The sequence below is a fragment of the Candidatus Pelagibacter sp. genome, assembly GCF_052049575.1.
Lineage (GTDB): Bacteria > Pseudomonadota > Alphaproteobacteria > Pelagibacterales > Pelagibacteraceae > Pelagibacter.
The window spans coordinates 334,608-358,771 of record NZ_JBNGZQ010000001.1 but is presented as its reverse complement, the minus strand read 5'-3'; the positions used below and the strand labels follow the sequence as shown (position 1 = coordinate 358,771).

Annotated in this window: 27 protein-coding genes and 2 tRNA genes; 10 read left to right on the top strand and 19 right to left on the bottom strand. The window is 27.7% G+C overall.

The genetic code is table 11. The features are described from left to right. Positions 1 to 12: 12 nt before the first annotated feature. From ACTT9C_RS01845 to ACTT9C_RS01825, 5 genes are read right to left on the bottom strand one after another with little or no spacing between them, the layout of a single operon-like run. The gene (locus ACTT9C_RS01845; protein WP_440922803.1) at positions 13 to 750 is read right to left on the bottom strand and encodes a HesA/MoeB/ThiF family protein; all 738 of its coding nucleotides are present in this window, start codon (positions 748 to 750) and stop codon (positions 13 to 15) included. Then, positions 747 to 1,184, bottom strand: coding sequence for a dUTP diphosphatase (dut, locus tag ACTT9C_RS01840; protein WP_440922802.1), 438 nt, complete (start codon positions 1,182 to 1,184; stop codon positions 747 to 749). Before dut ends, ACTT9C_RS01845 begins: the two co-directional genes overlap by 4 nt. Then, positions 1,184 to 2,383, bottom strand: a complete 1,200-nt coding sequence (coaBC, locus tag ACTT9C_RS01835) for a bifunctional phosphopantothenoylcysteine decarboxylase/phosphopantothenate--cysteine ligase CoaBC (protein WP_440922801.1) — start codon at positions 2,381 to 2,383, stop codon at positions 1,184 to 1,186. Before coaBC ends, dut begins: the two co-directional genes overlap by 1 nt. Before the next feature lie 8 nt (positions 2,384 to 2,391). Beyond that, complete coding sequence (ubiB, locus tag ACTT9C_RS01830) at positions 2,392 to 3,957, bottom strand: 2-polyprenylphenol 6-hydroxylase (protein ID WP_440922800.1); 1,566 nt, start codon at positions 3,955 to 3,957, stop codon at positions 2,392 to 2,394. Further along, a complete protein-coding gene (locus ACTT9C_RS01825; RefSeq protein ID WP_440922799.1) occupies positions 3,957 to 4,661 on the bottom strand; it encodes a class I SAM-dependent methyltransferase in 705 nt (234 codons plus the stop codon). Before ACTT9C_RS01825 ends, ubiB begins: the two co-directional genes overlap by 1 nt. 33 nt (positions 4,662 to 4,694) lie before the next feature. Between ACTT9C_RS01825 and mutM the strand changes: the two genes are divergently transcribed. The 4 genes from mutM to dnaN all read left to right on the top strand — a co-directional run bounded on the left by mutM (position 4,695) and on the right by dnaN (position 8,650). Continuing rightward, positions 4,695 to 5,558, top strand: a complete 864-nt coding sequence (gene mutM, locus ACTT9C_RS01820; protein ID WP_440922798.1) for a bifunctional DNA-formamidopyrimidine glycosylase/DNA-(apurinic or apyrimidinic site) lyase — start codon at positions 4,695 to 4,697, stop codon at positions 5,556 to 5,558. A 50-nt stretch (positions 5,559 to 5,608) separates the two neighbouring features. After that, entirely contained in the window at positions 5,609 to 5,869 is a 261-nt protein-coding gene (gene rpsT / locus ACTT9C_RS01815; RefSeq protein ID WP_440922797.1) for a 30S ribosomal protein S20, read from the top strand. 271 nt (positions 5,870 to 6,140) lie between these two features. Next, positions 6,141 to 7,541, top strand: a complete 1,401-nt coding sequence (dnaA, locus tag ACTT9C_RS01810) for a chromosomal replication initiator protein DnaA (RefSeq protein ID WP_440922796.1) — start codon at positions 6,141 to 6,143, stop codon at positions 7,539 to 7,541. Beyond that, positions 7,538 to 8,650, top strand: coding sequence for a DNA polymerase III subunit beta (gene dnaN, locus ACTT9C_RS01805; protein ID WP_440922795.1), 1,113 nt, complete (start codon positions 7,538 to 7,540; stop codon positions 8,648 to 8,650). The genes dnaA and dnaN overlap by 4 nt, the downstream gene beginning before the upstream one ends. Here dnaN and ACTT9C_RS01800 read toward each other — a convergent pair. Genes ACTT9C_RS01800 through argH form a run of 4 tightly spaced genes read right to left on the bottom strand, consistent with a single transcriptional unit; the run spans position 8,647 to position 12,093 of the window. Then, the gene (locus ACTT9C_RS01800; RefSeq protein WP_440922794.1) at positions 8,647 to 9,348 is read right to left on the bottom strand and encodes a lysophospholipid acyltransferase family protein; all 702 of its coding nucleotides are present in this window, start codon (positions 9,346 to 9,348) and stop codon (positions 8,647 to 8,649) included. The genes dnaN and ACTT9C_RS01800 overlap by 4 nt on opposite strands. A gap of 11 nt (positions 9,349 to 9,359) precedes the next feature. Next, positions 9,360 to 10,574, bottom strand: coding sequence for a diaminopimelate decarboxylase (gene lysA, locus ACTT9C_RS01795; protein ID WP_440922793.1), 1,215 nt, complete (start codon positions 10,572 to 10,574; stop codon positions 9,360 to 9,362). Further along, positions 10,571 to 10,705, bottom strand: a complete 135-nt coding sequence (locus ACTT9C_RS01790) for a hypothetical protein (RefSeq protein ID WP_440922792.1) — start codon at positions 10,703 to 10,705, stop codon at positions 10,571 to 10,573. The genes lysA and ACTT9C_RS01790 overlap by 4 nt, the downstream gene beginning before the upstream one ends. Continuing rightward, positions 10,702 to 12,093 carry an argininosuccinate lyase gene (gene argH, locus ACTT9C_RS01785; protein WP_440922791.1) on the bottom strand — a complete coding sequence of 464 codons (1,392 nt, stop codon included), beginning with the start codon at positions 12,091 to 12,093 and terminating at the stop codon, positions 10,702 to 10,704. The genes ACTT9C_RS01790 and argH overlap by 4 nt, the downstream gene beginning before the upstream one ends. 24 nt (positions 12,094 to 12,117) lie before the next feature. On the opposite strand from argH, the gene ACTT9C_RS01780 reads away from it, so the two are divergent. Beyond that, positions 12,118 to 12,627 (top strand): TlpA family protein disulfide reductase, encoded by a 510-nt coding sequence (locus ACTT9C_RS01780; RefSeq protein ID WP_440922790.1) that lies wholly within the window; start codon positions 12,118 to 12,120, stop codon positions 12,625 to 12,627. On the opposite strand, the gene ACTT9C_RS01775 is transcribed toward ACTT9C_RS01780, so the two are convergent. Further along, positions 12,624 to 12,827 (bottom strand): twin transmembrane helix small protein, encoded by a 204-nt coding sequence (locus tag ACTT9C_RS01775; protein WP_085149556.1) that lies wholly within the window; start codon positions 12,825 to 12,827, stop codon positions 12,624 to 12,626. The genes ACTT9C_RS01780 and ACTT9C_RS01775 overlap by 4 nt on opposite strands. A gap of 49 nt (positions 12,828 to 12,876) precedes the next feature. Here ACTT9C_RS01775 and ACTT9C_RS01770 point away from each other — a divergent pair, with 49 nt between their 5' ends. Beyond that, positions 12,877 to 13,530, top strand: coding sequence for an alpha/beta hydrolase (locus ACTT9C_RS01770; RefSeq protein WP_440922789.1), 654 nt, complete (start codon positions 12,877 to 12,879; stop codon positions 13,528 to 13,530). 45 nt (positions 13,531 to 13,575) lie between these two features. Further along, a complete protein-coding gene (locus tag ACTT9C_RS01765) occupies positions 13,576 to 14,145 on the top strand; it encodes an HNH endonuclease (RefSeq protein WP_440922788.1) in 570 nt (189 codons plus the stop codon). Between the two features lie 2 nt (positions 14,146 to 14,147). Here the strand turns inward: ACTT9C_RS01765 and ACTT9C_RS01760 are convergent, their stop codons facing one another. The 3 genes from ACTT9C_RS01760 to ACTT9C_RS01750 are packed head-to-tail and all read right to left on the bottom strand — an operon-like array spanning position 14,148 to position 15,745. After that, positions 14,148 to 14,678, bottom strand: a complete 531-nt coding sequence (locus ACTT9C_RS01760) for a demethoxyubiquinone hydroxylase family protein (protein WP_440922787.1) — start codon at positions 14,676 to 14,678, stop codon at positions 14,148 to 14,150. Then, on the bottom strand, positions 14,662 to 15,147 hold the full coding sequence (locus ACTT9C_RS01755; RefSeq protein WP_440922786.1) for a disulfide bond formation protein B: 486 nt from the start codon (positions 15,145 to 15,147) through the stop codon (positions 14,662 to 14,664). The genes ACTT9C_RS01760 and ACTT9C_RS01755 overlap by 17 nt, the downstream gene beginning before the upstream one ends. After that, positions 15,140 to 15,745, bottom strand: coding sequence for a YqaA family protein (locus ACTT9C_RS01750; protein ID WP_440922785.1), 606 nt, complete (start codon positions 15,743 to 15,745; stop codon positions 15,140 to 15,142). Before ACTT9C_RS01750 ends, ACTT9C_RS01755 begins: the two co-directional genes overlap by 8 nt. 60 nt (positions 15,746 to 15,805) lie before the next feature. On the opposite strand from ACTT9C_RS01750, the gene ACTT9C_RS01745 reads away from it, so the two are divergent. Further along, a tRNA-Leu gene (locus ACTT9C_RS01745) sits at positions 15,806 to 15,890 on the top strand. Positions 15,891 to 15,894: 4 nt separating this feature from the next. Further along, positions 15,895 to 17,595 carry an AMP-dependent synthetase/ligase gene (locus ACTT9C_RS01740; protein WP_440922784.1) on the top strand — a complete coding sequence of 567 codons (1,701 nt, stop codon included), beginning with the start codon at positions 15,895 to 15,897 and terminating at the stop codon, positions 17,593 to 17,595. Between the two features lie 336 nt (positions 17,596 to 17,931). Here the strand turns inward: ACTT9C_RS01740 and ACTT9C_RS01735 are convergent, their stop codons facing one another. The 6 genes from ACTT9C_RS01735 to ACTT9C_RS01710 form a co-directional block, all read right to left on the bottom strand. After that, positions 17,932 to 18,774 (bottom strand): CarD family transcriptional regulator, encoded by an 843-nt coding sequence (locus tag ACTT9C_RS01735; RefSeq protein ID WP_440922783.1) that lies wholly within the window; start codon positions 18,772 to 18,774, stop codon positions 17,932 to 17,934. Next, positions 18,731 to 19,057, bottom strand: a complete 327-nt coding sequence (gene fdxA / locus ACTT9C_RS01730) for a ferredoxin FdxA (protein WP_440922782.1) — start codon at positions 19,055 to 19,057, stop codon at positions 18,731 to 18,733. The genes ACTT9C_RS01735 and fdxA overlap by 44 nt, the downstream gene beginning before the upstream one ends. Further along, a complete protein-coding gene (locus ACTT9C_RS01725) occupies positions 19,038 to 19,463 on the bottom strand; it encodes a TerB family tellurite resistance protein (protein ID WP_440922781.1) in 426 nt (141 codons plus the stop codon). The genes fdxA and ACTT9C_RS01725 overlap by 20 nt, the downstream gene beginning before the upstream one ends. A gap of 4 nt (positions 19,464 to 19,467) precedes the next feature. Then, positions 19,468 to 21,945 carry a helicase-related protein gene (locus ACTT9C_RS01720; RefSeq protein WP_440922780.1) on the bottom strand — a complete coding sequence of 826 codons (2,478 nt, stop codon included), beginning with the start codon at positions 21,943 to 21,945 and terminating at the stop codon, positions 19,468 to 19,470. A gap of 173 nt (positions 21,946 to 22,118) precedes the next feature. Continuing rightward, entirely contained in the window at positions 22,119 to 22,523 is a 405-nt protein-coding gene (locus ACTT9C_RS01715) for a PaaI family thioesterase (protein ID WP_440922779.1), read from the bottom strand. A 120-nt stretch (positions 22,524 to 22,643) separates the two neighbouring features. Further along, positions 22,644 to 22,720: transfer RNA gene (locus tag ACTT9C_RS01710), tRNA-Arg, on the bottom strand. Between the two features lie 72 nt (positions 22,721 to 22,792). Between ACTT9C_RS01710 and ACTT9C_RS01705 the strand changes: the two genes are divergently transcribed. Next, positions 22,793 to 23,968 (top strand): acetyl-CoA C-acetyltransferase, encoded by a 1,176-nt coding sequence (locus ACTT9C_RS01705; RefSeq protein ID WP_440922778.1) that lies wholly within the window; start codon positions 22,793 to 22,795, stop codon positions 23,966 to 23,968. Positions 23,969 to 24,164 lie beyond the last annotated feature (196 nt).

The window sequence follows — 24,164 nt, the reverse complement described above, 5'->3', positions numbered from 1 at the left end:
TTAAGTTACACCTTATTTCCTATTAAATTTAACTTTTCTAAAATTAAGATTTAAAAGATCAATAATTAATATTTGATTTTTTAAAGTTTGCCCAATTTTCATAATCATTTTTAAGGCTTCATTTGCTTGAGTTGTTCCTACAATTGATGCAGTTGTGCCAAGAATTCCCTCAAATTCACAATTTAGGTCATCGTCTGAAATTTCATTTTCTTGGTAGAAACTTTTTAAAGAAGCTGTTTTTTTATCGTTAAAATCAAATGTAAATACATGACCATCAAATTTACTGATTGCCCCTGTCACCAATCTTTTTTTCAATTTTACACAGAAATCATTAATTAAAAATTTTGTCTTAAAATTATCTGAACCATCAATTATTATTTCATAATCTTTAATTATATTTTTGATATTATTCTTATTGAGTCTTGATTTGTAAGTTTTAATTTTAGCAGATGGATTTATTTCCTTCAGTTTTTTTGCGGCCACACTAACTTTTGATTTATTTATATCTTTAGAAGTAAATAAGCTTTGTCTATGTATGTTAGAAAGATTTACGATATCATTGTCAACAAGACCAATAGTTCCAATACCAGCTCTTACTAGATTTTCTGCAGCAGGGCAACCTAAACCTCCAACACCAACGATTAAAATTTTAGAGGATAAAATTTTTTTTTGACCTCTCGCACCTATATTTTTTAAAACTAATTGTCTAGAGAATCTTTCAATTTGAGATTTGTTAAGACTTTCTCTCATTTACCAGTTGAACCAAAACCATCTGCTCCTCTTATTGACTCTGGAAGTTCGTTTGTCTCTTCTAGATCCATTTTTATAACTGGAGTTAAAACCATTTGAGCAATTCTATCGTTTTTATTGATCTTAAAACTTTTGTTTCCATGATTGAATAAAATAACTTTTATTTCTCCTCTATAATCACTATCAATTGTACCAGGTGTATTTAAAACACTAATATTGCTTTTTGCCGCTAATCCTGACCTTGGTCTTATTTGAATTTCATATTCTTTAGGAAATGCAACTGATAATCCAGTTGGTATTAAGCACGATACTCCTGGCTTTAGTTCAATTGATTTATCTATATATGCCATCAGGTCCATGCCAGATGCACCATTAGTTTTATATGATGGTAATTTTACAGAAGGTTTTAATTTTTTTACTAAAACTTTAATCATTAGTTTAAATGATCAATGATTTTTTCAACTAATTCATCTGAAATTTCTGATTTAGATTTATATTTAATTCTTTCTATTCTTTTATTTTTATAAAGAATTGATACTTCATTAAAATCTGACTCAAAACCAATTGATTTATTTGATACGTCATTTGCAACTATCCAGTCACAATTTTTTTCACTAAGTTTTTTATTAGCATAATTTTCTAAATCATTCGTTTCAGCTGCGAAGCCTACCACAAGTTTTGGTCTTAAGGAGTTATGATTAGAGACATAATCAAGAATATCGACATTTTTTTCTAAGTCTAAACTAATTTCATCCTGTTTCTTTATTTTTATTCTAGAAATTTCTTTCACCTTATAGTCACACACTGCTGCTGTAAATATTGCAACATCGGCCGGTAAATTTTTAAGTGTCGATTGAAACATTTCTTCAGCAGTCTCAACTTTGATCAAATTGATATCATTATTTATTTCTAAATTTGTTGGTCCAGAAATTAAAGTTGTTTCAAAACCCTTTTTTGATAATGATTTCGCAATTTCATAGCCTTGCTTACCACTGGATTTATTAGATATATATCTTACTGGATCAATATACTCTTTGGTTGGTCCTGCGGTCACGATTGCCTTTAATTTATTTTTAAGTTTTAAATTTTTGAAATAAATTTCAAGACTATTTATTATCTCTTTTGGCTCCGACATTTTACCTTCACCGTATTCTCCACATGCCATATCTCCAATTTCAGGACCAATTAATTCATAGTTATAGGTTTTTAGTTTTGTTATATTTTGTTTAGTAGATTGATGTTCCCACATCCTTACATTCATTGCAGGAGCAATAAAAATTTTTTTGTTTGACGCAAGAGCAACAGTTGAAGCTAAATCGTCTGAACTTCCAATAGCAAGTTTAGATATTGTATTAGCAGTTGCAGGTGCAATCAAAATGAGATCTGCCCATCTTGAAAGACTTATGTGATCCATTTCTACTTCATTTTCTATACTAAAAAGATCCTGATAAACTTTAGATTGAGATAACGAAGTAATTGAGAGAGGTGTCACAAATTCAGCACCACTTTTAGTAAGAATTGTTTTTATAATTACACCATCCCTTTTTAAAAGTCTGATTAATTCAAGACATTTATATGCAGCTATACCTCCACAAATTATTAATAAGATTTTTTTATTATTCAAGTTGCTCATGTAGTGAATTAAAATACCAATAGACCAAAAATTACAAGGACTAAAAAGCCAATAATAGATTGATTTCTAAAAGCGGTCATTTCTGATTTTTTTGTATTTAAAGCAGTATAAGAGTTTGAATTTTGTGGAATTTGACCACTAGCTAAATACGTTAGAGCTTGATTAGCTTTATCCATTATTTCTGGGAATTCTGGTAATCTTTTAATCACTTCAGAAGTACTTTGAATTGTTTCATTAATTGTGGTCATAGGATCTTTTGTTTCTCTTAACCAATTTTCTAGAACAGGTTTAGATGTAGTCCAAATGTTTGTATTTGGATTTAATTTTCTGGCTACCCCCTCCACAACAACCATTGTTTTTTGAAGCATCAGAAGTTGAGGTTGTGTTTGCATGTTAAATTTTTCTGTAACATCAAATAATTGTTTTAGCAATTTTCCACCAGAAATATCTTTTACTGTTTGGCCAAAAATTGGTTCACCAATTGATCTTAGGGCTTGAGCAAGGTCATCAATTGGAACTTCTTTAGGAACCAGTCCAGCAACCAAATGTACTTCTGCTACTTTACGATAATCTCTTTGGATAAAACCAAATAGTATTTCTGCTAAAAATCTTTTACTCATTTTATCAAGTCTGCCCATTATTCCAAAATCAATTGGAACAATATGACCATTATTATCTATAAATATATTTCCTTGATGCATATCAGCGTGAAAAAATCCATCTCTCACTGCATGTCTTAGAAAATTTTGAATTATGTCGTTTGCAATTTTTTCAGTATTAAAATTTCTTTTTTTTAGTTCTTCAGTTTCCCTAATAGAAATTCCATCAATCCAATCTAATGTCATTACATTTTCACCTGTAAAATTCCAATAAATTTCAGGAACTCTAAACCCAACATCATTTCTAGTATTATCTGCATATTCATTAGCTGCAGCTGCTTCAAATCTTAAATCCATTTCTAAATTTGTTATTTCTTTAAGTAAAAAAACTACCTCGACCAATTTTAATCTTTTTGTCTTTTTAATGAATGACTCCACCAAAAAGGCAAAAAGCATAATTGCATCAATCTCATCATTAAAAATTTTTTTTATGTTCGGACGTAAAATCTTTATCGCAACATCCTTGATAGTCCCATTGTCGTTAATTTGAGCTTTATGAACTTGAGCTATAGAAGCTGCTGCAACTGGATCACTTAAATTTATAATTGAGTCATATGTTTCCTGCCCTAAATCATTTTTTATGATTTCTTTAGCTTGTATAAGTGAAAATGGTGGCAATTTATCTTGAAGATTTTCAAGTTGTTTTGATAGATTCTCCCCAATTATATCTGGTCGCGTAGCTAAGAATTGTCCAAGTTTTATAAAAGTTGTGCCCATAGACTCCAAAGAATCTGATAATCGTTCGCCTTCACTTTTAATTAAGTTCTTTTTTTTAGGTGAAAAAGATATTGCTAAAAATTTAAATAGTAATGTGATTGCTAATGGTGGTTTTTCAAATTTTGAGATTATCTCTAATATATCTGAATGAGCTATTTTTCGTCCAAGTTTAAATAAAGTTATAATTTTTTTTATCATTAAACTTTCCAACCACTATGTATAGATACTATTCCATTAGAGTAATTTCTATAATTGCATTTTTGGAATTTATTAATTTTCATATATTCTAAAAGTTCATCTTGATTCACAAAATTATTAATACTTTCAATAAGATAATCATAAGGTTCTCTCTGTCCTACAACGTATTTACCAATTAAAGGAATTAATTTTGAATATTTTTTATAGATAAATTCCAAGTTTTCATTTTGTATCTTGGAAAATTCTAAACAAAAAAATCTTCCACCTTTTTTTAAAACTCTATATGCTTCTGACAAGGATCTATCTAAATCTTTTGTGTTTCTTAAGCCAAAACTAATTGTATAAAAATCAAATGTATTACTTTCAACAGGGAGTTTTTCTGCACTAGAAATTATCCATTTTACATTTTTATAATTTTTAAGCTTTTCTTTTCCTTTGGTCACCATTCCTTTATTTGGATCAATACAAGTAATATGATTGTTAATATCTGTGTTATTTAGATAAAGTCTTCCTATATCTCCAGTACCACAAGCAACATCAACCAAGCTTTTATTTTTTGATGGTCCCATCATGTTGATTAAATTTTTTTTCCATAGCCTATGTATTCCAAACGACATAAAATCATTCATTAAATCATATTTGTCATAAACTTGGTCAAATACACCTTGAACTAGCCCTTTTTTATTTTGAAGATGTTGTTGCATTTTTAATTAATTATTCATTTAATATAATAGTAAATGCCAGAATTACCAGAAGTAGAAATAGTCCGACAATCTTTGTTAAAAAATATAAAAGGTAAAAAAATCAATAAAGTTTTGGTTAGAAACAGAAACTTACGATTTAAATTAGAAACTTCTTTTGAAAAGAAGCTAAAAAATAAATTTATTTCGAATATCAAAAGATTCTCAAAATATTTGATCATTGAATTAGAAAATAAAAGTTTTTTTATAGTTCATTTAGGAATGTCAGGAACAATTCATATTATTAAAAATAAAAAAGATGATATACCAACTAACACAAGTTTTTATAGTTCACCAAATTTGCCTAAAAATCATAACCATGTTGAATTCTCTTTTAAGAATATGAAGTTAATTTATAATGATCCAAGAAGATTTGGTTACTTTCAATTTTTTAATGATTTTAACAGTCTGAAAAAAAAGTTTAAAAATTTTGGACCAGAGCCTTTTAATAAAAAATTTAATTCAAAATATTTGATTAATCACTTTAAAAAAAAGGACAAAAATATTAAAAATTTTTTATTAGATCAAAATTTTGTATCTGGAATTGGAAATATTTATGCAAGCGAAATTTTATATTTATCAAAAATCAACCCTTTATTATCGGCTAAGTATTTGCAAAAAAATCAATGCAAAAATATAGTCATAAATTCGAGAAAAATTTTACAAAACGCTATAAGGAAAGGTGGATCAACTATAAGAGACTTTAAAAATACCAAGGGTGATCAAGGTAATTTTCAAAAAGAATTTAAGGTTTATGGTAGAGATAAACAAAACTGTAAAAGATTTAGTTGTTCGGGAACAATTAGTAAAATTACCCAATCAAATAGATCAACATTTTTGTGTGAAATATGTCAAAAATAAAAATATATTATTGACCAGACCTATTTAAGCGGTTATACCCCAGCAAAATTATGGCTAATACAAAATCAGCAATTAAAAGAATTAGAAGAATATCTAAACAGACCGCGGTTAATAAGGCGAGAAAAAGTAAATATAAAATTGCATTAAAAAAGATGAACGTTCTGATTGAAAATAAAAAAAAGTCAGAGGCTTTAAAGTTCTTACCTAAGTTGAATTCTGAGTTAATGAAGATTGCTAAAACTGGAATTATTAAGAAACAAAATGCATCTAGGAATGTATCAAGAATTACAAAAAAAATAAGTTCCTTATAATTTCTATACCCCAAGTTGATTCAACTTTAAGAATACGCTTCATATATGATGCGTTAATCTTAAATTACAATATTTAGAATTAGTAAAAAAATATTATATTTAATTCAATCATAAATTTTATTTATTTTTTAATACATAAAAAAAAAATTTGTCAAAGAAATTTTAAAAAAAAAATTTTTACACAATCCCAGATTTTATTTATTTTCAGTTTAGCAAAATAATTTGTTGCAATAACCTTCATTATTGATGTAACTGGAGACTCCCCATAAAAATGAACAACACGCATACAAATAAAAGTTTTGATAAGATTAGTCTTGATTGGAAACTTATTCAGTCTGAATTAAAACTTAAATTGGGAATAGAGATTTATGAAAGTTGGATAAAAAAAATTGATTTAAATGAGGAGTTTAATAATTATATTTTATTATCTGTCCCTACCAGATTCATTCGTGACTGGATCACTTCTAGATATTTAGATCAAATTTTACAAACTATCAGAAAACATAAAAAACAAATTATCAGAATAGAATTTAAGATTTTAGAAAAAAAGGATACTAAAAATAAAAAATTTGATGATCTTAATCAAATAAACCCAACTCGAAAAATCTCATTTATAAAAGACTCTCATCTCCAGTATAGTCGAATAGATCCTAATAAAAGATTTGAAAACTTTTTAATCGGCTTAAGTAATAAAATAGCTTTTGAAGCTTCTTTAAAGGTATCTGAGAATATTTCTCATTATAATCCACTTTATATATATGGGGGCGTAGGTTTAGGTAAAACTCATCTTTTAAATTCAATAGGCTACGAAATGAGTAAAAACAAAAAAGTGATGTTTATTTCAGCTGAACGTTTTATGTATCAATTTGTAAAATCAATTAAATCTAACAATATGTTTAAATTTAAAGAGTATTTCAGAAATACAGATGTTTTATTAATTGACGATATTCAGTTCATGAATGGCAAAGAAGCTATGCAGGAAGAGTTTTTTCATACTTTTAATGCACTTTTGGATAAAGAGTCACAAATAATTGTTTCAGCTGACAGACCACCTAATAAGCTATCTAGAATTCAAGAAAGGATTAAATCAAGATTTTCTGGAGGTCTAGTTGTAGATATTCAAAAACCTGAGTATGATTTAAGAAGAAAGATTATCAATCACAAGATAAATGAATTAACCACTCTATATGCTGACAAAATAAATGTTACAGATGAAATTCAAGATTTTATAAGTAATAAAATTACCACTAATGTGCGCGAATTAGTTGGAGCAATAAATCGTGTAGTTTCGTTCTCAAGGATTTATAACAAACAACCAAGTCTATCTGAGACAAAGATTATTTTAAAAGATTTATTAAATTTAACAGAAAATAACGTAACAATAGATTCAATACAAACAATTGTCTGTAAATTTTTCAAAATTAGTAAAAATGAGATGTTATCCTCAAGAAGATCGAGATATTTAGTTAGACCAAGACAGACAGCTATTTACTTAACTAAAATTTTAACCACAAAATCATTACCAGAAATTGGACGAGAATTTTCAAATCGAGATCATACGACTATAATTCATTCTGTGAAAACAATAGAAAAATTAAAAGAAAAAAATCCAGACATGAATGATAATATAAATAAATTAAGGAATATTATTTTATATAATAAAGAAGGATGAAATTTAACGTTAATCAAAAAGAGCTTCAAGAGGCCCTAAGTTATTGCCAAGGTGTTATAGAAAAAAGGAGCACTTTACAGATACTTTCTAATGTTTTACTAAATGCAAGTGACTCAAAATTAACAATTACAGCCACCGATCTTGATTTAATTTTTATTCATCAAATTGAAAATGTTGAAATTTTAGAGGAGGGAAATACAACTACTACTTCATCAATTATGTTTGATATTGTTAGAAAATTTTCTTCAGACAAAAAAATAAACTTATCAATGAGTAGCGAAAACAAACTTCAATTAGAGTCTGAAAAATCAATATTTAATCTAAATTGTATAAATTCCTCAGAGTTTCCGCTTACTGAAGAAAACTTTAATGATAATACTTTTGCAATTAATTCGAAACATTTTTTAAAGTTACTTAATAAGTGTAAGTTTTCAATATCGAATGATGAAACACGTCATTACTTAAGTGGAATATATTTTCATCAAACTGAGGTTGAGGATAAGATCTATTTGACTGCCGTTGCAACTGATAGTCATAGGATGTCAATTTCAAAAATAAGATTAAGTGAAAAAATAAATTTTGAACCAATTATTCTTCCAAAAAAAACTATTTTCCAGCTTTGCTCTTTACTAGATAAATATGATGGTGACCTTAAAATATCAAATTTAAAATCAAAAATTAAGTTTGAACTAACTAATAGTATTTTGATTTCTAAATTAATTGATGGAAAATTTCCAAATTATGTACAAGTGATTCCTAAAAATAATCAAAAAAAATTAGAGACGAATCTTAAATCATTTTTAGGATCTATCGATAGGGTCGCATCAGTATCTCTAGATAAAAAGGATGGGGTTAAGTTTAAATTGTCCAAGGATACCTTAAATCTCTCTGTTAATAACACTACCAGTGGTGATGGAAATGAAACCTTAGGTGTTAAATTTGATCATAATTTAGAAATCAGTTTCAATTCAAGATATTTAATAGATGTTGCTTCACAGCTTGATGGGGAAAAAATAGAATTATTTTTAAACGATACAGGATCTCCAGCTTTAATAAAAGATCCAGGTGATTTTGATAGTATCTATGTGGTGATGCCCATGAAAGGCTAATCTATAAGATTTAATTCTGAATAAATTGTATTCTCTAAAGTTTTAAGAAATACTTCTTTTTCCAAATCATTATTTATTTTTTGCATTATAGATATAGTAATAGTTCTATTGCTAATTTTTCTTCCTGATTTAGGCCAAACATATCCAGAATTAATCGCAACTGGTTGACAAGCAATTTTAAGTTTTTCATAAATTCTAGAGGCTCCTTTTTTAAAAGGAGGTCTTTCATTAGGTAAAACCCTAGTTCCTTGAGGAAAAATTATCAAAGGTCTATCTGAATTAGTAACTACACTTGAAATTTCATCATAAAAACTAAGATTATCTTTTGTAATTTGACCTCTTTTAACTGATATAGATCCAATTTTTTTTAAATACCATCCGAATATAGGTATCAATAATAACTCTTTCTTTAGAATAAATACAGGTGAGTTAAATAAAGTTTGAAGAAAGAAAGTTTCAAACATTGATTGATGTGATGCTGCTATAAAAAATTTTTCATCTCTAATAATATTTTCAGTTCCTTTAATTATTATTTTTGTTGAAAGAAAAAATTTTAAGCAAAAACTCGTCCAGTGACCCATTAGCTTACCACCAAATAACACTACTTGTTTAGGTAAGAAAAACGAGGGCAAAAAAATTATTGAAATAACAATAATTCCAGTAAAAAAAAATAATGAAAATATGAAGTTTCTTAACATTGTGTTAAAAGCTAGATTATTTCCGCGTGCTTTTGTCTTTTTCTAATTACATTAATTTTTGAACCTTTAATTAATAATTCTATGGGTTTAGGTCTTAAATTATAATTTGAGCTTAAAGACATACCGTACGCGCCAACATCGCATATAGCTATTAAATCTTTTTCCTCTAATTTTTGAAATTTTTTTAATGTTATAAATTTATCAGTACTTTCGCAAATTGGACCAACGAATTCATAAGGTTTATTTGATATTCCATTCGATTTTATTACTGGCAATGTCCTATGAAATGCCCCATATAATGCGGGTCTCATAAGATCATTCATAGCAGCATCTAAAATTATAAATTTTTTCCTGCCACTGTCTTTAATATAAATAACTTTACTAATTAACATACCAGTATTGCCAATTATAGATCTTCCAGGTTCAAAAATTATTTTTACGTTATGCTTTTTGAGAAAATTATTTATTGCAGTGTTATACTTTTTATAATTAAGTGTTTTGTCTTTATTAGAATAATTAATTCCCATACCTCCACCTAAATCAATAAATTCAAATTGATGATTAGTCTTATCTAAGATATGGCTAACAGCTTCAAGCATTTTACCATAGGGTTTATGATCTAAAATTTGACTACCTATGTGAACACTCAAACATTTTAAGTCTATATTTTTTGAATTTTTACAAAAATCCACAATTTTATGAAATGTATCTTTATTTACTCCAAATTTATTCTCTTTTTTTCCTGTAGAAATTTGATTTAGTGTTTTTGCATCTGTATTAGGATTAAGTCTAACTCCAACCCTCACTTTTTTGTTCCTTAATTTTGCAAGTCTATTTATTTCCATTATTTCACTTAATGACTCAGCATTAATGAGTAGTATTTTTTTATTTATTGCAAAATTCAATTCACTAGAAGTTTTTCCAACTCCAGAAAATACTATTTTATTTGGTTTTATTCCTGCTTTTATGGCTATCATGAGCTCACCTAAAGAAACTACATCAGCCCCTAAACCAAATTTTTTAATTTCTCTAATTAAATTAACATTAGTATTCGATTTAACTGCAAAACAAATTAAAGGTGAAAAAGATTTAAAATTTTTTTTAAATTTATTTATATTTTCTTTTAATTTTGAATATGAATAACAATAAAAAGGTGTTCCAAATTTTTTAGCTATTCTCTGGAAATTGACTTTTTCCACTGTTAGTCTTTTATTAATATATTTCATGAAATTTTGTTAATTATAATTGTTGGTACTTTAATTTCTTTATTTAAAACTTTATATTCAGGATCACCTTTCTTTCCACAAGAAACTAAAATACAACAAACTAAAATAACAAATGTAATTTTTTTAATCATCTTAATTTTTTATATTTCCTTATCATCTTTTTGATATTATCAAAAGATGTTCCACCATAAGATTTTTTGGAATTGACGGAATTCTTTAAATCAAACACTTTTAGCACATCCTTTGTTAATGTAGGTTCTACCTTTTTTAAGTCTTCCATGGATAATTCATTTAGTTTTTTCTTTTTCTTTTCAGCTAAATTCACCAGCAAAGCTGTTTTTTGATAAGCTTTTCTAAAAGACATTGAATTATTCTTAACAAGGTAATCTGCTAAATCTGTTGCAGTAATATAACCTGAGTATGCCAATTCAAGCATTCTTTTTTTGTTAGGACTTACATTCTTAAGAATTTCATTAAATACTTTTAAACTTTGAAAAAGAACATCATATGATTTAAAAATAATTTCTTTATCATCTTGAAGATCTTTGAAGTATGAAAGAGGCAATCCTTTTAATATAGTAAACATTGAAAATAAATTACCAAAAGTAATTCCAGATTTACCTCTTAAGTACTCTAAAAGATCAGGATTTTTTTTTTGTGGCATTATTGATGAACCAGTTACTATTTTATCTGAGAGGTTAATTAGATTAAAACCATCAGAATTCCAGATAATTAATTCTTCAGAAATTCTTGATAAATGCAACGAACAAACAGAAACACTATAAAGAAAATCTAAAACGAAATCTCTATCCGCTACAGTGTCGATTGAATTATTTGTAGGCTTTTCAAAACCAAGTTTTTTTGTCGTATAGTTCCTGTCAATGTTAAAAGAAGTTCCAGTTAATGCAGCAACACCTAATGGGTTTTCATTTAGACTGTCTAAATTATTCTTAAATCTGTCTTTGTCTCTTTTAAACATCTCTACGTATGCCATTAGATAGTGTGCAAATGAAACTGCTTGTGCATTTTTTAAATGAGTAAAACCTGGCATAATAGTATCAACATTTTTTTGAGCTAAATTAATTGAATTTTTAATTACGTTATTTAACATCGTACTAATTTTTTGATTTGCAGATTTAATCCAGATCTTAAAATCGGTTATTACTTGGTCGTTTCTAGATCTTGCTGTGTGAACATAACCCGCTTCTTCACCAATTATTTGAAACAGTCGTTTTTCAATATTAATATGAATGTCCTCGTATTTTTTATTAAATTCAAATTTTTTACTGGATATTTCTTTTTCAATTTTATTTAGTCCATAAATAATTTTATTTTTTGTTCTAAAAGAAATTATTTTTTGTTTAAATAACATTTCTACATGAGCAATAGAACCATTTATATCTTCTTTATACAGTCTTTTATCAACATCAATAGAGCTACCTATTTTTTGTGAGAGACTAGAAGAATTATTTTTAATTCTTGTATTCCATATTGTCTGGTTGTTTTTATTTTTTACCATGATAATTAATTATACCTATTTAACATGAGATTATTAATAATATTTGTTTTAATGCTATCAAATTCTTTTGCTAGTGACGCATCCGATATAAAAAATTTAGTCATTAATAAAGAGTTAAAAAATTACAGTGATATAACGTTTTTAAACATTAAAAATAAAGAATTATACTTAAATGATTATAGAGGAAATCTAGTTTTATTGAATTTTTGGGCAACTTGGTGTGCTCCATGTAAAGATGAAATGCCATCTTTAGATTTGTTAGCTGAAAATCCAAATTTAGATAATCTAAAGATATTTCCTATAAATATTGGCAAGGATACTAGTCAAAAATCTTTAACTTTCTTCGAAGATTTGAAGATAAAAAATTTAGAAATATATTTTGACTCGCCTAATACATTGGCAAAGAAATTTAAATTAAGAGGTCTTCCTACAACTATACTTTTTAACAAAGATGGACTTGAGTTTGCAAGAATAATTGGATCAATCGACTTTAACGATGAAAAATTTATTAAGTGGTTAAGTAATTTTAATTAATTTTTAAAAAAATATGCAAAAGCAACTAAGGCTATAATTGCTATAAATTGTAGCAAGACTCTTAACTGCATTAATTTATTAGAGTATTTCTTACTTGTTTCTCCACCTTTAAATAAAGTTCCAATACCAAGAATTAGAACTAAACCAACAGCCACAAGTAAGATTATAGATAAAATTTTTACTAATATTCCAGAAATCATAAAATTATAGTAGGCTGTTTTATAGATAAAAAAACATAAATCAATTACTATGACATTTTGCCTTGATACAACCATTATAAAACCAGAAAAAGATGTGAAAATTGAAAACGCAGTCATTTTACTACATGGGTACGGAGGTGATGGTAAAGATATAAGTATGCTTTCATTAAATTGGAAAAGACACCTTACAAATACAATTTTTCTCTGCCCGAATGGTCATGAACCTTGTCCAATAAATCCATCTGGGTATCAATGGTTTGATCTTACAAAAGATGATCCAAAATACATTTTAAATGAGACAATCAAGGCTGAAAAAAAACTCAATCAATTCATAGATGAGGTAAAAATTAAATATAATCTTGAAAACGATAAAATTTGTTTGTCTGGTTTTAGTCAAGGATGTATGATGTCAATTAATTTAGGGCTTACATCTAAAAATAAATTTAGTTGTGTTGTAGGTTTTTCTGGTAAGATTATTAATCAAGAGGATCTCAAGCAAAGAAAGAGAACATCAACAAATATTCTTTTAATTCATGGTGATTCTGATCAAGTTGTCTCACCCAATCATATGTTAGAGGCAAAAGATTTTTTTATCAGATCTAATATTGAAATAGAGACCCATTTAATTAAGGATTGTGATCATCATATTCCTATCGAAGCTTCCAGTATAGCATTAAATTATATTTTAAAAAAAATAAAATGAGTTCTTAATATTGAAATCATTTTTTATTTAAGTTAAAATTAATTTATGAATAACTTTATTGAACAAGATGTATCATTAGAAAAATGTCCTGCATTAGTTTTAAATGCTGATTATAGACCTTTAAGCTATTATCCTTTATCATTATGGTCTTGGCAAGATACAGTAAAGTCAGTTTTTTTAGATAGAGTAATTATAGTAAGTAGTTATGAAAGAATTGTACGAAGTCCATCATTCAAAATGCAGCTTCCAAGCGTTATTGCTCTTAAAGATTACATAGTTCCACAATCTAAACCAAGTTTCACAAGATTTAATGTTTTTTTAAGGGATAAATTTTCTTGTCAATATTGCGGAAGTGGAGAGGAATTAACTTTTGATCATTTGTTACCAAGATCAAAAGGTGGAGAAACACACTGGGATAATGTTGTAACAGCATGTTCAGCATGTAATGTTAAAAAAGGTGGAAAATTATTAAAATCTTCAGGAATGAAACTTAATCAATATCCTTATCAACCATCAACTGAAGATTTACATAGAAATGGAAAGAATTTTCCTCCTAATTATTTACATAAAAGTTGGATGGACTATTTATATTGGGATGTTGAGCTAGAAGCTTAAAATTAAATTTTCTCAGAAATATTTATTGCTAATTTAGATCCAGTTTTGATAATTCTATCCATTATAGCGTAAAAGCCTTTTTTTGTTGCACCCTCTTCATAAGCAATATCTTTATGATCTAATTCATCTTGTCTAAATTTTGTAATTTTCTTTTTTAATTCTTCTTCTTCAGGACCAAGCTGATTAATTTGATCTAAATAATGTTTATCAATAACTTCTTCAACAGATGCTGTACATAACATTGCAGCTTTTTTGCCTAATAATGTAGAGCCAAAACCTAAACCAACACCTAGTAAATCCCATAAGGGTAAAAATTTTGTTGGTTCTATATTTCTTTTTTTTATTTCTTTTTCAAAAAATTGACAATGTTCTATTTCGTGTTCTTTCATATCTTCAATTGTTTTTTTTAAACTTTCATTTTTTACAATAGTGTTTAAAGCTAACAATTGGCCTTCATAGATTTTGACAGCACCTCTCTCACCAGCATGATCAACTCTAATAAATTCCTGTACTCTTTTATTTGTTTTTTTCATATTTCTTAAAAATTTTTAAAAGTGTTATAATAAACAATAAACTAATTACAATATTAATGCTTGTAAGCGATAATCCAAAAATCCTAAATGTCACATCTTTACAACTTATTGTTTTTTCACTTAACTGTTTAAGCAGATCTTCTTTAGTGACAATTCCTGTCGAACTCTTTACCCCACAAACAGATGACTCCTGAAAAAAACCTTGTTCAATTCCAAAATGATAAAATGAAATTGCAAAAGAGAAGATAAAAGTAAGGATTAATAACATAACTAAGAATTTCTGATTTTTACTAATTAAAAAGATCGCCATTATTATCATAATGCTTAATCCATAGGGAATTCTCTCTATTAAACATAAATTACAAGGCTGATGTCCAAGAATATATTCTATAAAAAAAGCAGAAATTAAAGCAATAAAGCTAAATAAAAAAATTATCTTTAAATAAAATTCAGCTTTTAAATTAAACATTAGATTTAAAAATTAGATAAACTACTAAACCAACAATAACAATTAATATCCCAATTATCGTAAACCATTTTGACCCATGTTTATCCATAAATTCATTAAACAAGTCTCCAAACTTATAAGAGAGATATGACACTAAAAAAAATCTTAACCCTCTAGAAATTAAACTTATTAAAACAAATATTAAAAAATTAAATCCTATGAGACCACTTGTAATCGTAAAAACTTTATAAGGAAGAGGGGTAAAACCTGCTAAAAAAAGAATCCCTAGCCAAGCATAGAAACCATCATTTTTTATCAAGCTTTCTTTTAAATTATATAGTTTATCCTCATAACCGTAAAAATTCATGATATGTGCTCCAAACTCGAAAAAGAATGCTCCAATTACATAGCCGAGCATACCACCTAAAACTGAAAATATTGTTGTTATAAAAAAAATTTTTTTAAAATCCGCCTTTTTGGAGATTACCATCGGAACAACCATAACGTCAGGAGGAATAGGAAAAAAAGAGCTCTCAACAAATGACACAATTGCTAAATAATACTTAGAACTTTTGTGACCTGCTAAATCTAAACATTTTTTGTAAAGATTCTTAAACATTTTTTTTTGTTTTAATATAATTTTAGTTCTTATACTATTTAATAAATTATTAAACAATCAGGGCGAATGGCGGAACTGGTAGACGCGCACGACTCAAAATCGTGTTTCGCAAGAAGTGAGAGTTCGATTCTCTCTTCGCCCACCAAATTATGCAATTAAGTAGAATAAACAGTTTAGTAGAACTTTTTTTTTCCAAGTATAAAGAAATAAACTCAGTTGCCGATAAGCCATTTTTAAAATGGTTAAAAGAAAATGAAAAAAATTTTTTTACTTGGGAACAGGTTGCGTTAAAAATTCAAATTTTGTCTGAATACTTAAGAACAAATTTAGCTGATGGAGACCGATGTATACTATTATCTGAAAACCGACCAGAGTGGCTTATCTCTGATATATCGATTATGAATGCAGGTGGAGTAACAGTTCCACTATTTACAACTTATTCAGAGAAAGATTATGAATACATCATTAATGATTGTAAGCCAAAAATTTGTATAGTCTCTAATGAAATCCAATTAAAAAAAATACAAAAATTTATTTCAAAGGAAATAAAAGTTTTATCTATTGAAAAAATAAATGAAAGAGTTGAAAACCTAGAAAATATATTTGATGCATATTTAAAAAAAAAAAAATCAGATATTCATATAAGTTTTAATCAAAATCTTGAAAGGAAAGATCTTGCCTGTATAATTTATACATCTGGAACGACTGGTAATCCTAAAGGAGTAATGCTTAGTCATGGAGGAATTTTGTCAAATTGTGAGGGGGCTCAAGAAATATTAAACCAATTAGTTCAGGATAGTGAACCTACTTTTTTAACATGGTTACCATTATCTCATTCATATGAGCATGCAGTTCAATTTGTTCAAATTTCACTTGGTGCAAAAATTTATTATGCCGAAAGTCTAGAGAAGTTATTATCCAATATGTCCATTGCAAAACCTACGATTATGACAGCTGTCCCAAGATTTTATCAAAATTTGTACAGTAAAATTTCAATGAATTTTTCAAAACAAAAAGGGTTTAAGAAAAAACTGATATCATCCACTATTTTACTTGGCACCAAAAAACTTAATAATGAGAATTTAACATTGAGAGAAAAATTAATAAATTTTTTTTGTGAAAAATTAGTAAGAAAAAAGATTAAAAATCAGTTTGGTGGAAAACTAAAAGCCTTTGTATCTGGGGGTGGTGCTTTAGACCAAAAAATTGGAGAATTTTTAAATGCAATAGGATTGCCCACACTCCAAGGTTACGGTCTCACAGAGGCCTCACCTGTTGTAAGTTGTAACATTCCTGGAAAAATCAAAATCGACACAGTAGGGCCTCCCTTTAAAACAAACCAGGTAGAAATAGCCGAAGATGGAGAAATTTTAGTCAAAGGTGAAAATGTAATGCTTGGATATTGGAACATGAAAAAAGAGACAGATGATGTCATAAGGAACGGCTGGTTACATACTGGTGATATTGGAAAGATTACAGAAGAAGGAAACCTAAAAATTACTGATAGAAAGAAAGAAATAATAGTTAATCTTGGTGGTGACAACATTTCACCATCTAAAATTGAAAATTTATTATGTTTAAATGAAAAAATTAAACAAAGTTTTGTTTATGGAGACAAAAAAACTTATTTGGTTGCGTTAATTGTTTCTGAAAGTACCGAAAATAGAAAAGAAATTGAAATTTTTTTAGAAAATATAAATAAAACTTTATCTTTAGTTGAAAAGGTTAAAAAATTTAAATTAATACAGGAAGAATTTTCAATTGAAAATGGAATGTTAACACCAACATTAAAATTAAAAAGAAAAAAAATTTTAGATAAATATAAAGATGATTTAGAAAAACTTTATTAATTTATTAAAAATATTTGATCATAAAGCGCGTAAACATTAACTTTTTTACACTTTTAAAAATATAAAAATAATATTTTTATAAAATTTTTTTCAAAATTTTTTCTTTTAATTAAAGAATTGACATAACGTGTATAAAAAAATAAAAATAAGTTAATCGCGAATCATTTTGATTCGTTTAACTAAAAAGGGAGCTAAAGATGCCTAAGAGAAGAAAAAAAGCAAAGAAGGCTAAGAAAAAAGCTAAGAAAAAAGCTAAAAAAAGAAGAAGAAGATAATAACTTAGTATTCTTTATAAAAAACGCTTCTCATAACTTTTTGTGTGAGAGGCGTTTTTTTTTACTCATCAATTGGTTCGTCCACATCTGATATAGGTTCTTCAACTGATAAATTATCATTGTTTGAAGTTTTATCAGTTTTGCTTTCCTCTTTAATTTCTTTAACCTCTTTATTAATATTTCTTTTTAGAGCTTTATCCAATTTTTTTTGTGTATCTTCCCTAGAAACATTTAAAACAATTTGAAATTCAGAAAGAATTCTATCATATGCTTTTTCAAATAATTGTCTTTCGCTATAAGATTGTTCAATCATCAAATCATCTCCTTTATTTAAATCTCTGACCACTTCAGCAAGGTCATAAATTTTACCTGATGATATTTTTGCTTCATATTCTTGAGCTCTTCTACTCCACATAGATCTTTTTATTTTCGGTTTACTTTTTAAGATTGAAATACTTTTATTAACTTGATTTATTGTCGATAGTGGCCGTAAATGAGATTGTTTATTAACGGGTACCATACCGTTAGCTTTGTCTTTTTCGAATTTAATTATATATGTCTCAACGTCAATACCACCAATATTTATTTTTTTGAATTCTGTTATTTGACCAACCCCATGTTTTGGGTAAACAACATAATCCTTAATTTTAAATTCTCTTTTTTCAGTGCTTTGTTTTTTAACTTTTTTAATTTCAGGTTTTAACTCGTTATTTTTGGGTATTCTTAAACTTTCACTTTTTGTCTCAATTTTCTTTTCAGTTTTTTGTTTTATTTTTTTTGTAATTTTTATTGGTTTTTTATTTTTTTTTATTTTTTTTGGTTTACTTTTTTTTTTAGGAGATTTTGATTTAGATTTTTTTTTAAAGGTTTTCTTTAAAATATTTTTCAAACTTATTTTGCTCATTTTTAAATTTCTCATGATCCGCAGGTGGATCTTTTTTCTCACTTATATTTGGCCAGAGTTCAGAGTATTGTTTATTGATTTCTAACCACTTTTCGCTGCCTGGCTCTGTATCTGCCTTTATAGCATCTACTGGACATTCTGGCTCGCAAACGCCACAATCTATACACTCATCCGGTTTAATTACAAGCATATTCTTTCCTTCATAGAAACAATCTACAGGACAAACTTCAACGCAGTCCATTAATTTACATTTGATACATTTATCATTTACTATGTAAGTCATGATTAGATTTCGCTTTAATTTTTTCTTTAATATCCCCCATTAATTTATTGTCAATATATAATAGTCCACCTAGTCTTCTCATCAAACTTGTCTCATAAATATCTGCCTCATTATTTGAGTAAATTATTCTCCAAAGTGTCTCAACTATTTTGATTTTATCATTTTCCTCCATGTTTTTTACTTCTTTTGTAAATTCTAAAATTTGATTTGAATCTTCCTCAATTTTTTTTCCGTCTGAAAATATTCTTTCTAAATTTTCATTGTCTACGCCTATTTGTAAAAGAGCTTGTTTTATTATTACTTCCTCGCTTTTTGAAAAGTTTTCATCAATTTTAGCTGCGTGAATTAAGAGAGCAGCCACTTTAGACAGATCATTCTTTTCATTCTTTTCTTTTTTAAAAAACATATTTTTAATTAAGATTTAGATGTTTTAGAACACCAAAAGGGTTTTCCTTAATATCTTTTTTATTTTGAGGCCTTGCCTTTTTTTTTGGAATATATTTGAAGTAAACTTCATTATTTTTTTCCAAAACCTTATAGCTCATAGCTTTTAGTAGTTGTTTAAAGTCATCTTTATTGCATCCCAATAAATTTAGCATCTCTGGTATCATCTTTATTTCTTTCATACTCTTAGTATCTGAATTTATTATTTGCACAAATAATCTCTCTAAAATATCTATTCTAATATATAAATTATCAAATTTTTCAAATCCGCAAAGTAACATAAAGTTTTTATTTTTAATTTTGTTATCATTTAAAAAATTTAAACCGAAAGTTGGAGGTTCTAAATGAAAGTATTTTTGATTATGATTTTTCCACAAAAGAGTTCTTAGAGAAACTGGTTCTGGCTTTATCAATTTAAATAAAAAGACATGGTATCTACCAAACTTTACACCTAAATTTCTTAAAATTTTTCTATCTTTTTGGTCTAAATTCTTTAAATACTCAGATACCTTATCTCTCTTAATAACACCATTATTCTCGTAAAGTTGATAAGCCAATGCTTTAATTGATGAGTTTTTATCCTTTATATCTTTTAAGTCATAAAGACTTTTTAAAACTGTTGAAATTTTATTCTTTAACCATTTGTCTAAAAAAGTAATTAATTTACTTTTTTGATTTTGCTCTAACATTTCATCTACTAATAGTTCTATGTTAGGGCTCAAATAATCTTTACCAGGGATTAACTTACCTATTGTTGCATTATTCCAATAAATCTTTGAGTCTTTTTTTAATTCAACTAAACCTGTATCAATTACCATTTGGATTCTCTTTTCAAGTTCAGGACCTATTGTTTTTCTTGCAGCTTTTTTTAGAGATTTAATATCAGTCTCTAAGGCTCCCTTCTTAAGATCAAGTTCTAATTTAAGACCATTTATCTTACCTATAAATTGATCATCGATCATAACATTATTATTTTCTAAAATTTTAGTATCAAATTCCATGTCTTGTTTTAAACCTCTAGCAAGCACACTTGCTCTTTTATCAATAAATGTCTTTGTAAGCTCTTCATGAAGTCTATCTGAAAGTTTATCCTCTAAGAATTTAGTTTTTTCAATCCAGTAATTTTGATTTTCAACCCAATTGTTTTTATTAGAAACATATGACCAAGTTCTAACATTTGCAATTCTATTCGCTAAGGAATCTACATTTCCATCCAATTTATCAAGCTTCATAAGCTGTAAATGCATAAAATTATCTGATATTTTCCCCTTATCACTGATTAAAAAATTGAATACTTTTTCAACGACATCGATGTGATTTCCATAGGTTTTCTTTACAAAATCAGGAATTTGACAGCATTCCCATAGCAGCGTCAGTGTTTCTTTTACATTTGGCAAATTATATAAGTCCAACTTCTTTAAGAAATACTTTAAAACCTTTTCATCTTCACACTCATGAATTTTTCTAAGCCAATCTTTATTTGGCTTTTCCTCAAGTGATTTTAATAAAGAAGTAGGATTGTTAAAATTTAAATCTGAGTTTCTCCAAAACAACGTTCTAATATTTTCAAATTTATGATTTTCTAAAAGTTCAACTTCTTCAGCTGAAATTTCTTTACAATCACCCGTGATACCAAAATTACCATCATTGAGATATCTACCTGCTCTTCCAGCAATTTGGCCTATCTCAGATAGATTTAGTTTTCTTAATTTTCTTCCATCAAACTTTTTTAGATTTGAAAAATATACCTGATCTAAATCCATATTTATACCCATTCCAATTGCATCGGTTGCCACTAAAAAATCAACGTCACCTGATTGGTATAAGTTTACTTGTGCATTCCTTGTTTTTGGACTTAAAGATCCCATAACAATTGCAGCTCCACCTTTTTGTCTTCGTATTAATTCTGCTATTGCGTAAACTTCTTCTGTTGAAAAAGCTATGATTGCTGTTTTTCTGTTAATACGTGAAATTTTTTTATGACCTGAGTAAGTAAGTTTAGATAATCTTTTTCTATCTATGAATTCTATATCGTCATTTAATTTTGAAACTATTCCTTTGATTGTGTTTGAACCCATAAGCATTGTAAGTTTACTTCCTCTCATATTAAGTAACCTATCTGTAAAAATATGGCCTCGTTCATGGTCTGCACACATTTGAATTTCATCAACCCCTACAAATTCTAAATTTTTATCTATTGGCATTGACTCTACTGTGCATAAAAAATATTTTGCATTTGAAGGTATAATTTTTTCTTCACCAGTTATTAAAGCAACTTCATCATATTTAGTTTTTTTAATAACTTTGTCATAGACTTCTCTAGCTAAAAGTCTTAATGGAAAACCAATCATCCCAGTATCAAAAGAGAGCATTGTTTCTATTGCTAAATGAGTTTTACCAGTATTTGTTGGACCAAGGACTGCCGTAATTTTATTTTTATTCATTTCTATCTTTGGTATGTTTAATATTTTACCTACAAGATGTAGTTACTCGTAAAGAACAAAAATAGACTAAAACATGACCGAATCATTCTATGAAAAGTTCTCATTTATAGTTCTTAAAAATTCAGTTTAACATAATATGATTTATTGTCCAAATTGCTATCAAACCTAGAGTCTTAGGTCTTTATTTTGAGAATTTTCCAAACTCCAGAAGCAGATGTAATAATTTTGTCGTTACATTTTAATTCACAAAATAAAAATACTAAAGTTTTTGTTTTTTTTAAAATTTTTACATGCCCTGTAATTTCGTCACCAATTTTTGAAGCTCCGATATATTTAAGATCTAATGAAATTGTTACACATGGCGCATTTTGGGCGCTACGGTGTGCTGCTGTTCCTGCTCCAGCATCTATCAAAGCTGCCAAGTATCCTCCATGAGTTATTCCTGCAGCATTTAAATGATTTTCATTAATTATTGACTTAAATTCATATTCGTTTTCAGAGATATTTCTAAACATAACACCACCATTATGTTTCATAAAACCATGCTTTAAACTTATTTGTTCAAATGAATTAGACATAATTTGTTAGAGTATAAAAGTTAAAATAATTAAAACTATAAGAATAATTACGAAAAAATAAATAACAGACATTTGAAGAGAGGATTTAATCAGCCATTTCAACATAATTGATCTTATTAATGGTGCGCCTGCTAGGAGTCGAACCCAGAACCTCCTGGTCCGTAGCCAAGCGCTCTATCCAGTTGAGCTACAGGCGCATTTTTAAATTTTATTTATTATTCTATATCATTTTTTAGTGTATTTTAATGCTAAGACAAATTTAAATTATTATGAATAATTCAATAAATGAAGTTGTAATTGTAGGTGCCATTAGAACTCCAATTGGGGCTTATAAAGGGTCTCTTAAAGAATTAAGTGCTGATAAGCTGGGATCAATTGTCATCAGAGAAATTTTGAGAAAAAGTAAATTAGATAAAGATGATATTGATGAAGTAATTATGGGCCAAGTGCTCACAGCTGGTGGAGGCCAAAATCCTGCAAGACAGGCTGCAATTAATGCAGGTATAAATATTTCTAAACCAGCCCACATAGTAAATCAAGTTTGTGGCTCTGGACTTAGAGCCGTAATCTCAGGTTATCAGACAATAAAATTAGGAGATGCAAAAAATGTAATTTCTGGTGGCCAAGAAAACATGTCATTAGCTCCACATTCAATTTTTTATCGAGATAATAAAAAAATTTCAGAGAAACATTTGATAGATACAATGATAAGTGACGGATTGATAGACGCATTTAATAATTACCATATGGGGGTAACTGCTGAAAATGTTGCAACGAAATTAAATATTTCAAGAGTAGATCAAGATGAATTTGCACTAAATTCTCAAAAAAAAGCAGAAATTGCAATTAATACTAACAGATTTGAGGAAGAGCTAGTTAAAATAGATCAACCTGGTATCAGTCTTGAGAAAGATGAACATCCAAGAAAAGATCTTACTAAATCAGATTTAGAGAGACTTAAAGCAGTATTTTTAAAAAATGGAACCGTTACACCTGGAAATTCATCAGGAATTAATGATGGTGCAGCCGCTTTATTATTAACAACTTTAAAAGAGGCTAAAAAAAAATCTATACAACCGCTAGCAAAAATAATCTCATGGGCTTCAGTTGGCGTTGATCCAACTCTGATGGGTCTCGGGCCAATCGAGGCTGTACGTGAAGCAGTTAAAAAAGCAAAATGGAATTTAAATGATGTTGATCTTTTTGAAATTAACGAAGCTTTTGCTGCTCAAAGCATTGCAGTAATACGTGCGTTAAATATTGACGAGAATAAAGTAAATGTAAATGGAGGAGCGATAGCTTTAGGCCATCCCATAGGAGCATCAGGTGCTAGAATATTAGTTACACTTATTCATGAAATGATAAAACAGAAAAAGAATAAAGGTTGCGCCACACTATGCATAGGTGGTGGAATGGGCATAGCTATTTGTGTTGAGAGAATTTAAGAATTAATTTTTTTAAATTTCTCTTCAAGTAGAATTTTTTGTATCCAAATTTTAGCATCAATGTAAGTGCTTTCTTTGGGTTGTAAGAGTGTATTTAATAACTTTTTAATCATTTTTGATGGATACATCAGAAGAGTGTCAAAAAATTGAGCAGAATGTGTTAAAATTAGCAATTAAGTAAAGTTATATAGTGTAT

What these genes read in the sequence shown, in the direction of transcription:
- argH (WP_440922791.1), bottom strand. Translation starts at nt 12,093, where the DNA reads ATGGTAAAAAATAAAAACAACCAGACAATATGGAATACAAGAATTAAA.
- ACTT9C_RS01755 (WP_440922786.1), bottom strand. Translation starts at nt 15,147, where the DNA reads ATGTTTAATTTAAAAGCTGAATTTTATTTAAAGATAATTTTTTTATTT.
- ACTT9C_RS01705 (WP_440922778.1), top strand. Translation starts at nt 22,793, where the DNA reads ATGAATAATTCAATAAATGAAGTTGTAATTGTAGGTGCCATTAGAACT.
- mutM (WP_440922798.1), top strand. Translation starts at nt 4,695, where the DNA reads ATGCCAGAATTACCAGAAGTAGAAATAGTCCGACAATCTTTGTTAAAA.
- coaBC (WP_440922801.1), bottom strand. Translation starts at nt 2,383, where the DNA reads ATGAGCAACTTGAATAATAAAAAAATCTTATTAATAATTTGTGGAGGT.
- dut (WP_440922802.1), bottom strand. Translation starts at nt 1,184, where the DNA reads ATGATTAAAGTTTTAGTAAAAAAATTAAAACCTTCTGTAAAATTACCA.
- ACTT9C_RS01750 (WP_440922785.1), bottom strand. Translation starts at nt 15,745, where the DNA reads ATGTTTAAGAATCTTTACAAAAAATGTTTAGATTTAGCAGGTCACAAA.
- fdxA (WP_440922782.1), bottom strand. Translation starts at nt 19,057, where the DNA reads ATGACTTACATAGTAAATGATAAATGTATCAAATGTAAATTAATGGAC.
- ACTT9C_RS01715 (WP_440922779.1), bottom strand. Translation starts at nt 22,523, where the DNA reads ATGTCTAATTCATTTGAACAAATAAGTTTAAAGCATGGTTTTATGAAA.
- ACTT9C_RS01845 (WP_440922803.1), bottom strand. Translation starts at nt 750, where the DNA reads ATGAGAGAAAGTCTTAACAAATCTCAAATTGAAAGATTCTCTAGACAA.
- dnaN (WP_440922795.1), top strand. Translation starts at nt 7,538, where the DNA reads ATGAAATTTAACGTTAATCAAAAAGAGCTTCAAGAGGCCCTAAGTTAT.
- ubiB (WP_440922800.1), bottom strand. Translation starts at nt 3,957, where the DNA reads ATGATAAAAAAAATTATAACTTTATTTAAACTTGGACGAAAAATAGCT.
- lysA (WP_440922793.1), bottom strand. Translation starts at nt 10,574, where the DNA reads ATGAAATATATTAATAAAAGACTAACAGTGGAAAAAGTCAATTTCCAG.
- ACTT9C_RS01770 (WP_440922789.1), top strand. Translation starts at nt 12,877, where the DNA reads ATGACATTTTGCCTTGATACAACCATTATAAAACCAGAAAAAGATGTG.
- ACTT9C_RS01790 (WP_440922792.1), bottom strand. Translation starts at nt 10,705, where the DNA reads ATGATTAAAAAAATTACATTTGTTATTTTAGTTTGTTGTATTTTAGTT.
- ACTT9C_RS01800 (WP_440922794.1), bottom strand. Translation starts at nt 9,348, where the DNA reads ATGTTAAGAAACTTCATATTTTCATTATTTTTTTTTACTGGAATTATT.
- ACTT9C_RS01775 (WP_085149556.1), bottom strand. Translation starts at nt 12,827, where the DNA reads ATGATTTCTGGAATATTAGTAAAAATTTTATCTATAATCTTACTTGTG.
- rpsT (WP_440922797.1), top strand. Translation starts at nt 5,609, where the DNA reads ATGGCTAATACAAAATCAGCAATTAAAAGAATTAGAAGAATATCTAAA.
- ACTT9C_RS01780 (WP_440922790.1), top strand. Translation starts at nt 12,118, where the DNA reads ATGAGATTATTAATAATATTTGTTTTAATGCTATCAAATTCTTTTGCT.
- ACTT9C_RS01760 (WP_440922787.1), bottom strand. Translation starts at nt 14,678, where the DNA reads ATGAAAAAAACAAATAAAAGAGTACAGGAATTTATTAGAGTTGATCAT.
- ACTT9C_RS01740 (WP_440922784.1), top strand. Translation starts at nt 15,895, where the DNA reads ATGCAATTAAGTAGAATAAACAGTTTAGTAGAACTTTTTTTTTCCAAG.
- ACTT9C_RS01725 (WP_440922781.1), bottom strand. Translation starts at nt 19,463, where the DNA reads ATGTTTTTTAAAAAAGAAAAGAATGAAAAGAATGATCTGTCTAAAGTG.
- ACTT9C_RS01765 (WP_440922788.1), top strand. Translation starts at nt 13,576, where the DNA reads ATGAATAACTTTATTGAACAAGATGTATCATTAGAAAAATGTCCTGCA.
- ACTT9C_RS01735 (WP_440922783.1), bottom strand. Translation starts at nt 18,774, where the DNA reads ATGAGCAAAATAAGTTTGAAAAATATTTTAAAGAAAACCTTTAAAAAA.
- ACTT9C_RS01720 (WP_440922780.1), bottom strand. Translation starts at nt 21,945, where the DNA reads ATGAATAAAAATAAAATTACGGCAGTCCTTGGTCCAACAAATACTGGT.
- dnaA (WP_440922796.1), top strand. Translation starts at nt 6,141, where the DNA reads ATGAACAACACGCATACAAATAAAAGTTTTGATAAGATTAGTCTTGAT.
- ACTT9C_RS01825 (WP_440922799.1), bottom strand. Translation starts at nt 4,661, where the DNA reads ATGCAACAACATCTTCAAAATAAAAAAGGGCTAGTTCAAGGTGTATTT.